The organism is Dolichospermum sp. LEGE 00246 (assembly GCF_015207865.1).
Taxonomy (GTDB): domain Bacteria; phylum Cyanobacteriota; class Cyanobacteriia; order Cyanobacteriales; family Nostocaceae; genus Dolichospermum; species Dolichospermum heterosporum.
Map to the genome: position 1 here is coordinate 1 of NZ_JADEWA010000246.1, position 8,123 is coordinate 8,123.

8 protein-coding genes are annotated in these 8,123 nt (G+C 38.3%); 4 read left to right on the top strand and 4 right to left on the bottom strand.

Annotated features, from left to right (window positions below; genetic code table 11):
• The first annotated feature begins 78 nt into the window (after positions 1 to 78).
• From coaD to IQ228_RS15980, 3 genes are all read left to right on the top strand, one after another.
• Positions 79 to 612 carry a pantetheine-phosphate adenylyltransferase gene (gene coaD, locus IQ228_RS15970; protein ID WP_027400851.1) on the top strand — a complete coding sequence of 178 codons (534 nt, stop codon included), beginning with the start codon at positions 79 to 81 and terminating at the stop codon, positions 610 to 612.
• Positions 540 to 1,256, top strand: a complete 717-nt coding sequence (locus IQ228_RS15975; protein ID WP_193963515.1) for a DivIVA domain-containing protein — start codon at positions 540 to 542, stop codon at positions 1,254 to 1,256. Before coaD ends, IQ228_RS15975 begins: the two co-directional genes overlap by 73 nt.
• Before the next feature lie 634 nt (positions 1,257 to 1,890).
• On the top strand, positions 1,891 to 3,294 hold the full coding sequence (locus tag IQ228_RS15980; protein WP_027400848.1) for an IctB family putative bicarbonate transporter: 1,404 nt from the start codon (positions 1,891 to 1,893) through the stop codon (positions 3,292 to 3,294).
• A 90-nt stretch (positions 3,295 to 3,384) separates the two neighbouring features.
• Here IQ228_RS15980 and smpB read toward each other — a convergent pair whose 3' ends face one another.
• Positions 3,385 to 3,855 (bottom strand): SsrA-binding protein SmpB, encoded by a 471-nt coding sequence (gene smpB / locus IQ228_RS15985; protein ID WP_027400847.1) that lies wholly within the window; start codon positions 3,853 to 3,855, stop codon positions 3,385 to 3,387.
• Between the two features lie 526 nt (positions 3,856 to 4,381).
• Here smpB and IQ228_RS15990 point away from each other — a divergent pair.
• Positions 4,382 to 5,065: a response regulator transcription factor gene (locus IQ228_RS15990; protein WP_193963517.1), complete on the top strand. Its 684-nt coding sequence runs from the start codon at positions 4,382 to 4,384 to the stop codon at positions 5,063 to 5,065.
• Positions 5,066 to 5,167: 102 nt separating this feature from the next.
• Here the strand turns inward: IQ228_RS15990 and IQ228_RS15995 are convergent, their stop codons facing one another.
• The 3 genes from IQ228_RS15995 to IQ228_RS16005 all read right to left on the bottom strand — a co-directional run.
• A complete protein-coding gene (locus IQ228_RS15995) occupies positions 5,168 to 6,010 on the bottom strand; it encodes a leucine-rich repeat domain-containing protein (protein WP_228043909.1) in 843 nt (280 codons plus the stop codon).
• 238 nt (positions 6,011 to 6,248) lie between these two features.
• Entirely contained in the window at positions 6,249 to 7,148 is a 900-nt protein-coding gene (locus IQ228_RS16000) for a leucine-rich repeat domain-containing protein (RefSeq protein WP_193963520.1), read from the bottom strand.
• A 190-nt stretch (positions 7,149 to 7,338) separates the two neighbouring features.
• Positions 7,339 to 8,123: leucine-rich repeat domain-containing protein (locus tag IQ228_RS16005; protein ID WP_228043910.1), on the bottom strand; the 785-nt coding region annotated here is incomplete at its 5' end.

Below are 8,123 nucleotides of genomic sequence, written 5' to 3' on the forward strand. Positions count from 1 at the left end.
CCCCACTCCCCACCCCCTGTGTTAGATTTAATAAAGTTCTCTTGAAAATCCGTCAATATAATCACTTAAAATAACATTGTGATTGCTATTTATCCTGGTAGTTTTGATCCCATCACCTTGGGACATTTAGACCTTATTCAGCGCAGTAGTCGTCTATTTGAACGAGTCATAGTTGCCGTCCTCCGCAATCCCAGTAAAATGCCATTGTTTACAGTAGAGCAAAGATTAGAACAAATTCGTCTATCTACAAAACATTTACCAAATGTAGGAGTAGACAGCTTTGACGGTTTGACCGTAAAATATGCCCAAATGCAACAAGCGCAAGTTTTGTTACGGGGGTTAAGAGCGGTTTCTGACTTTGAGATTGAGCTACAAATGGCTCACACTAATAAAACATTGTCTACTCAGATCGAGACAGTTTTTCTGGCAACATCAAATGAGTATAGTTTTTTAAGTAGTAGTGTGGTAAAAGAGATTGCCAGGTTTGGTGGCTCTGTTGATCATCTTGTTCCCCCACACATTGCCCTAGATATATACCAATGCTACAACCAAAAATCCCTAGCCTCGAATCCAACCACAACGGCAACAATCCTCCCCCACGAGAGTACGTGAATGGTATCCCTTCCATTGGCAATCCAGCGCCAACATCAGGGGTAGATATTCAGCACGAACTCAACCAATTAGAGGAAATAGTTCTCTCTAGTTTGAGGATTCCCCTTACGGGACGTACCTTAATAGACGAAGATAAATTACTTGAACAACTGGATTTTGTCCGTCTTTCCTTACCAACGGTGTTTCAGGAAGCGCTCAATATTTTGGCACAAAAGAATGAAATTCTCCTAGAAGCGGAAGAGTATGGACAACAGGTAGTAGACGTAGCCCAAGCCAAAAGAGCGCAAATTTTGTCCGAAAGTGATATTGTCAAGCAAGCACAGCGAGAAGCTGACCAACTGCGGCGGCAAGTCCAGCAAGATTGTGAAGCAATGATGCAAGACACCCTCGCAGAAATTGACCGTAAACGTCGCGCTTGTCAACAAGAATTAGAAGAAATGCGCCAAATTGCAATTTCTCAAGCTGAAGAAATTGAAGATGGTGCTGATAAATACGCTGATAACGTTCTGGCTAATATTGAACAGGATATTCAGGAAATGTTAAAAATTATTACTAATGGTCGCAAACAATTAAATTCCCCCAGTGTCCCCAAGAATGGAGATCACCCCCAACAACGCCCCCCGCATAATTCCAAAAAAAGATAAGTACAACCTCGTTCCCAGTCTCTGACTGGGAATGCCATCACAGAGGCTCTGCCTCTTGCTGCTATTGAAGTCAGAGCCTTCTATAAATTCATTCCCATACAGAGTATAAGAACGAGAAAACGAGAAAAATAAAAACTTTACATAGTTTTCTAAGGGAACACCAAAAAATAAAGGCGTTGCTGATTAAGGGTATGAATTTTAGTCTCACGCAAAGGCGCAAAGACGCAAAGGTAAGATTTTTAAAGGTTCAATTTGGAAATTTCATACCTCGATTCAGCAACGCCAAAATAAATTACCCAATTTTGTGGGATGGGCATCCTGCCCGTCCTTGTGGTGCGGGCAAGATGCCCGCACCACAAGAAATTTTTGGGTATTTTTTTAATTGGAAGTCCCTAAGATACGAGGTTTGGTTGAGGTACGTTCAATTATCCCTGCGAACTGCTTGCAGCAGCGCTTCGCTATCGCCGGAGGCATTAGCCATAACCCAACAAATGCGTCGGGTTGCGCTGTCGCTTAACCCGACCTACAAAAAATAGACAAGGTATTGGCAAACTATTGAGGAAAGGAATATTAATTTTCACAGCCAGACTTGGCGTAAGCTATACTACATAGCTCCTGTATTCTCTATTTCCTCATGAATTTAGTCTGGGAAAGATTGACTTTATCTTCTTTACCACTGAAAGAATATTTGTCTGGTAGTTACCTACATCGGTTTCTGGTGGGACTTTTGCTGCCTTGGCGACAAAGTAGTATTTTAATGCAGTGGGGAGATATTATTGCTGTTGGCTTACTTAGCCTCATTTATGGTCTTGCACCTTTTGTTTCTACTACTTTAATCGGTTTATTGTTGGTGGCTTGTGTCGGCTTTTGGCTACTGTTGACTTTATCGGATGACAATAAATCAGCCAATGCGGCTTCCGTTACTCCTATTCACCTGCTAGTGTTGCTGTATTGGGGTGTTGCGGCGATATCAACGGCTTTATCACCGGTAAAAAAAGCCGCTTTGGGTGATTTACAAACATTAACTCTTTATTTGTTGCTGTTTGCCCTCTGTGCTAGGGTGCTGCGAGTCCCCCGGTTTCGGTCTTGGTTAATTACTCTTTATTTGCATATATCCCTGATTGTTAGCGTCTATGGGTTGCGACAATGGTTTTTTGGCGCGAAGGCTTTAGCTACTTGGGTTGACCCGGAATCACCTTTGGCTAAGACTACCAGGGTTTACAGTTATTTGGGTAATCCCAATTTATTGGCTGGATATCTTTTGCCGGCTGTGGTTTTAAGTTTGGTGGCTATTGTGGCTTGGCCAGGTTGGATCAGGAAATCATTAGCATTAACGATGCTTTTTGTCAATGCTGCTACTTTAATTCTTACCTTTAGTCGCGGTGGTTGGATTGCTTTGTTGGTGGGATTGTTTACTGTGGCGGTATTCCTAATTTATTGGTGGAGTATAAATATGCCCCCATTTTGGCGGAGTTGGTCTTTACCTATTCTGTTGGGAAGTGTGGTGGGGTTATTGGTAATAGGGGTGTTATTTGTCGAACCTTTCCGGGTGCGGGTTGTGAGTATATTTGCTGACCGCCAAGACAGTAGTAATAATTTTCGCAAAAATGTCTGGGAATCTGTGTTTCAAATGATCCGCGATCGCCCGATAATTGGTATAGGACCTGGACACAATTCTTTTAATAAGATATATCCTCTCTATCAACGTCCTCGCTTTACAGCTTTGAGTGCCTATTCTGTATTTCTAGAAACCATTGTGGAAACTGGCTTTTTGGGTTTTACCTGTTTCTTATGGTTAATAGTCGTCACCTTCAATACAGGATTTTTGCAACTGCGACGATTACGAGAAACTAAAAATATCGAGGGCTTATGGTTAATTGGGGCGATCGCTAGTATCCTAGGTATACTTGCTCAGGGTCTATTTGATACGGTCTTCTATCGTCCTGAAGTTAATACCCTCTGGTGGTTTATGGTGGCTTTAGTTGCAAGTTATTGGCAACCTTTAACAAGGAAGAATCAGGTGACAGGTGACAGGTGACAGGTGACAGTTAAGAGGGAATAGGGGGCAGAAAAGAGAAATTTTCTTCTTCCTCCTTCTTTCTTTCTCCTGACTCCTGACTCCTGACTCTTAATACCTCTTCATTGCCCTTTGCATATCTCTTTGATCATCACGACGTTTGAGGCTTTCGCGTTTGTCGTGGAGTTTTTTACCTTTACCCAGGGCAATAACTATTTTTACCCAGCCCCGTTTTAGATACATTTTTAGGGGGACGAGGGTTAAACCTTCCTGTTGTACCCTACCAATGAGTTTACGCAGTTCTTGTTTATGAAGTAATAATTTGCGGGTTCGTCTGGGTTCGTGATTAAAATATGCACCGCTGGAGGTATAAGGAGAAATATGTACGTTAATTAACCATGCTTCCCCGTCACGAAGCAGGGCATAACCATCTTGCAAATTGGCTTTACCTGCACGAATTGACTTGACTTCAGTTCCTGTCAATTGAATACCCGCTTCATAGGTTTCTATGATTTCATATAAAAACCGTGCTTGCCGATTATCACAAATAACTTTGTAACCTTCACTCTGTTTATCACTCATCAAAAATCTTCTTAAGTTTTAATAAATACGCCCAAAAATTTCTTTAGACTGGCTTTTTCTTTAATTGTAGTCCAAAGGGACTGGTGATTAGTGATTGATCAAAAATCATCCCCCTCTTTTGGAGATTACGTAGGGTCTGCTGATAGCGTAGCGTTAGCCATATAAACCGAGAACTGAGATATATCAAGAGTTTGAAAGGTAAAAAAGGTGAAACAAGTGTAAGGAATAAGCGTTGAAACTACCAAAACCCTATCACTTGACCAAATTCAAGACTATTCTTCTCTTCTTCTAATTCTGACTCCTGACTCCTAGCCCTCATAGACAACTTTTTCAGCAACCCCTACGTAAAGTTTTATGAACAATTTGTGAAAATTTAATATTTTCTTTAGAAATCATTGATGATGTCATCATGAGTAAGTAATCTTGTCATAGTATTAGAGATAGAATTAGTATTCTTGCTTGTGTCTATTAATATTTGTGATTACAGTAAATTGCTCAACCAAAAGATTATAGGGGTGTACTATCCATGCCCTTGACTATTCTTGTCGCAGATGACGATTTAGGTACACGCCTATCTATTAGTGATTATCTTGATTTATCTGGGTATAGTGTCATAACTGTTGATAATGGTGTAGATGCTTTGGCGATGGTTGAAAAACATCATCCTGATTTGATGGTGACAGATATTATGATGCCACAGATGAATGGTTATGAGTTGGTGCGTCGTGTTCGTCAACTATCAGCCTTTCGATTATTACCTGTGATTTTGTTGACAGAAAGAACGAAAACTCAAGAACGAATTTTGGGATATCAGTCTGGCTGTGATATGTATTTGTCTAAGCCATTTGAATTGGAAGAGATAGCCGCTGCTATACGTAATTTGTTAGAGCGATCGCAAGTCATCAAATCAGAATGTCGTTTTCTTTATCAGGAAGAAATCAGTTTTGCCACTTATACAAAAGCAAAAAACGGTCATATTTCCATACCTACTCAGATGCAACAATCTCAGGTATTGACACCATTAACTGTGAGAGAACAGGAAGTTTTAGACTTATTAACTCATGGTTTGTCTAATGGAGAAATTGGTAATCATTTACATTTAAGTCCGCGCACAGTGGAGAAATATGTGAGTAGTTTATTGAGGAAAACAGAAACCTGTAACCGGGCCGAATTAGTCAGATTTGCGATAAAACATGATTTAGTAGAATAGGATTTTTGTCCAATTTGACATTTTTAGTCTGGTAATATTCAGGGAAATTGAGTATTTTGAGGGTGCGTTAGTAAGTCCATAGCGCACCAAAATATAACCGGACTAAAATTTACAAATATACTCTGGTTTCAGGGGACATTGTTTAGAGGTAAGTGGATTTCCCAAAAGGGTAAGAAAAGTCAAATTAGTCAGATTAGACAAAGGTTTGATATCGCTGATTTGATTTACCCTAAGGGTAAGAGAAGTCAAATTAGTCAGATTAGACAAAGGTTTGATATCGCTGATTTGATTTTCCGCAAGGGAAAGAGCAGTCAAATTAGTCAGATTAGACAAAGGTTTGATATCGCTGATTTGATTTTTCCAAAGTTTAAGAGTAGTCAATTTAGTCAGATTAGACAAAGGTTTGATATCGCTGATTTGATTTCCCAAAAGGTTAAGAGAAGTCAATTTAGTCAGATTAGACAAAGGTTTGATATCGCTGATTTTATTTTCCCTAAGGTAAAGAGTAGTCAAATTAGTCAGATTAGACAAAGGTTTGATATCGCTGATTTTATTTCCCCAAAGGTAAAGAGTAGTCAAATTAGTCAGATTAGACAAAGGTTTGATATCGCTGATTTTATTTCCCCCAAGGGAAAGAGAAGTCAATTTAGTCAGATTAGACAAAGGTTTGATATCGCTGATTTTATTTCCCCCAAGGGAAAGAGAAGTCAATTTAGTCAGATTAGACAAAGGTTTGATATCGCTGATTTTATTTCCCCAAAGCTCAAGAGAAGTCAATTTAGTCAGCGTTTGATTAGCTTGACTACAATTTCGGGTTTTAGCAACATTTAATAATGCTTCTACCGTTCGTTTCGTCTCTTGAGGTAAACTGGCTTTTTGTTGACACCATTCTTTAAAGGTCTTAGGTGTTTTTATAGGTGCTGCGGTGACTTTTGGGGTGTACAATCCTAAAGTCAGGGTAAAAATGGTGGTTGCTACTAGACTTAGTTTTATGATTTTAGTGATAAGAAGTTACAGTAATTTTATTATGTTGTAGTGCTGAATTGTTAGATTTGCGATCAAACATGATTTAGTAGAATAGGATTTTTGTCCAATTTGACATTTTTAGTCTGGTAATATTCAGGGAAATTGAGTATTTTGAGGGCGCGTTAGTAAGTCCATAACGCACCAAAATATAACCGGACTAAAATTTACAAATAGACTCTGGTTTCAGGGGACATTGTTTAGAAATAAGTGGATTTCCCAAAAGGTCAAGAAAAGTCAATTTAGTCAGATTAGACAAAGGTTTGATATCGCTGATTTTATTTTCCCTAAGGTCAAGAAAAGTCAATTTAGTCAGATTAGACAAAGGTTTGATATCGCTGATTTTATTTTCCCCAAGGTCAAGATCAGTCAAATTAGTCAGATTAGACAAAGGTTTGATATCGCTGATTTTATTTTCCTCAAGGAAAAGGCTAGCCAAATTAGTCAGATTAGACAAAGGTTTGATATCGCTGATTTTATTTTCCGCAAGGGAAAGAACAGTCAATTTAGTCAGATTAGACAAAGGTTTGATATCGCTGATTTTATTTCCCCAAAGGGAAAAAAAAGTCAATTTAGTCAGATTAGACAAAGGTTTGATATCGCTGATTTTATTTCCCCCAAGGTTAAGAGAAGTCAAATTAGTCAGATTAGACAAAGGTTTGATATCGCTGATTTTATTTCCCCAAAGCTCAAGATAAGTCAATTTAGTCAGATTAGACAAAGGTTTGATATCGCTGATTTGATTTTCCCTAAGGTCAAGATAAGTCAATTTAGTCAGATTAGACAAAGGTTTGATATCGCTGATTTTATTTCCCCCAAGCTCAAGATAAGTCAATGTAGTCAAATTAGTCAGCGTTTGATTAGCTTGACTACAATTTCGGGTTTCAGCAACATTTAATAATGCTTCTACCGTTCGTTTCGTCTCTTGAGGTAAACTGGCTTTTTGTTGACACCATTCTTTAAAGGTCTTAGGTGTTTTTATAGGTGCTGCGGTGACTTTTGGGGTGTAAAATCCTAAAGTCAGGGTAAAAATGGTGGTTGCTACTAGACTTAGTTTCATGATTTTAGTGATAAGAAGTTACAGTAATTTTATTATGTTGTCGTGCTGAATTGTTAGATTTGCGATCAAACATGATTTAGTAGAATAGGATTTTTGTCCAATTTGACATTTTTAGTCTGGTAATATTCAGGGAAATTGAGTATTTTGAGGGTGCGTTAGTAAGTCCATAACGCACCAAAATATAACCGGACTAAAATTTACAAATAGACTCTGGTTTCAGGGGACATTGTTTAACGATAAGTGGATTTTTCGTAAGGTCAAGCAAAGTCAAATTAGTCAGATTAGACAAAGGTTTGATATCGCTGATTTGATTTACCGGAAGGTCAAGAGAATTTAAGTTAGTCAGATTGGACAAAGGTTTGATATCGCTGATTTGATTTTCTGAAAGGCCAAGAGAAGTCAATTTAGTCAGGTTAGACAAGGGTTTGATATTGCTGATTTGATTTTTATCAAGGTAAAGAGAAGTCAAATTAGTGAGATTAGATAAAGGTTTGATATTGCTGATTTGATTTTTATTAAGATAAAGAGAAGTCAAATTAGTGAGATTAGATAAAGGTTTGATATTGCTGATTTGATTTTCCGAAAGGTAGAGAGTAGTCAAGTTAGTCAGGTTAGACAAAGATTTGATATTGCTGATTTGATTTGCTGAAAGGCCAAGATAAGTCAATTTAGTTAGGTTAGATAAAGGTGTAATATCGCTGATTTGATTTCCCGAAAGGTCAAGTTTAGTTAAGTTAGTCAGATTAGACAAAGGTTTGATATTGCTGATTTGATTTACCCAAAGCTCAAGTTCAGTCAATTTAGTCAGCGCTTGATTAGCTTGACTACAATTTCGGGTTTTGGCAACTTTTAATAATGCTTCTACCGTTCGTTTCGTCTCTTGAGGTAAACTGGCTTTTTGTTGACACCATTCTTTAAAGGTCTTAGGTGTTTTTATAGGTGCTGCGGTGACTTTTGGGGTGTACAATCCTAAAG

Bases quoted from the DNA above. Each gene is read 5' to 3' on its own strand.
- IQ228_RS15980 (WP_027400848.1), top strand. From the start codon at position 1,891: ATGAATTTAGTCTGGGAAAGATTGACTTTATCTTCTTTACCACTGAAA.
- IQ228_RS15990 (WP_193963517.1), top strand. From the start codon at position 4,382: ATGCCCTTGACTATTCTTGTCGCAGATGACGATTTAGGTACACGCCTA.
- smpB (WP_027400847.1), bottom strand. From the start codon at position 3,855: ATGAGTGATAAACAGAGTGAAGGTTACAAAGTTATTTGTGATAATCGG.
- IQ228_RS16000 (WP_193963520.1), bottom strand. From the start codon at position 7,148: ATGAAACTAAGTCTAGTAGCAACCACCATTTTTACCCTGACTTTAGGA.
- IQ228_RS15975 (WP_193963515.1), top strand. From the start codon at position 540: ATGCTACAACCAAAAATCCCTAGCCTCGAATCCAACCACAACGGCAAC.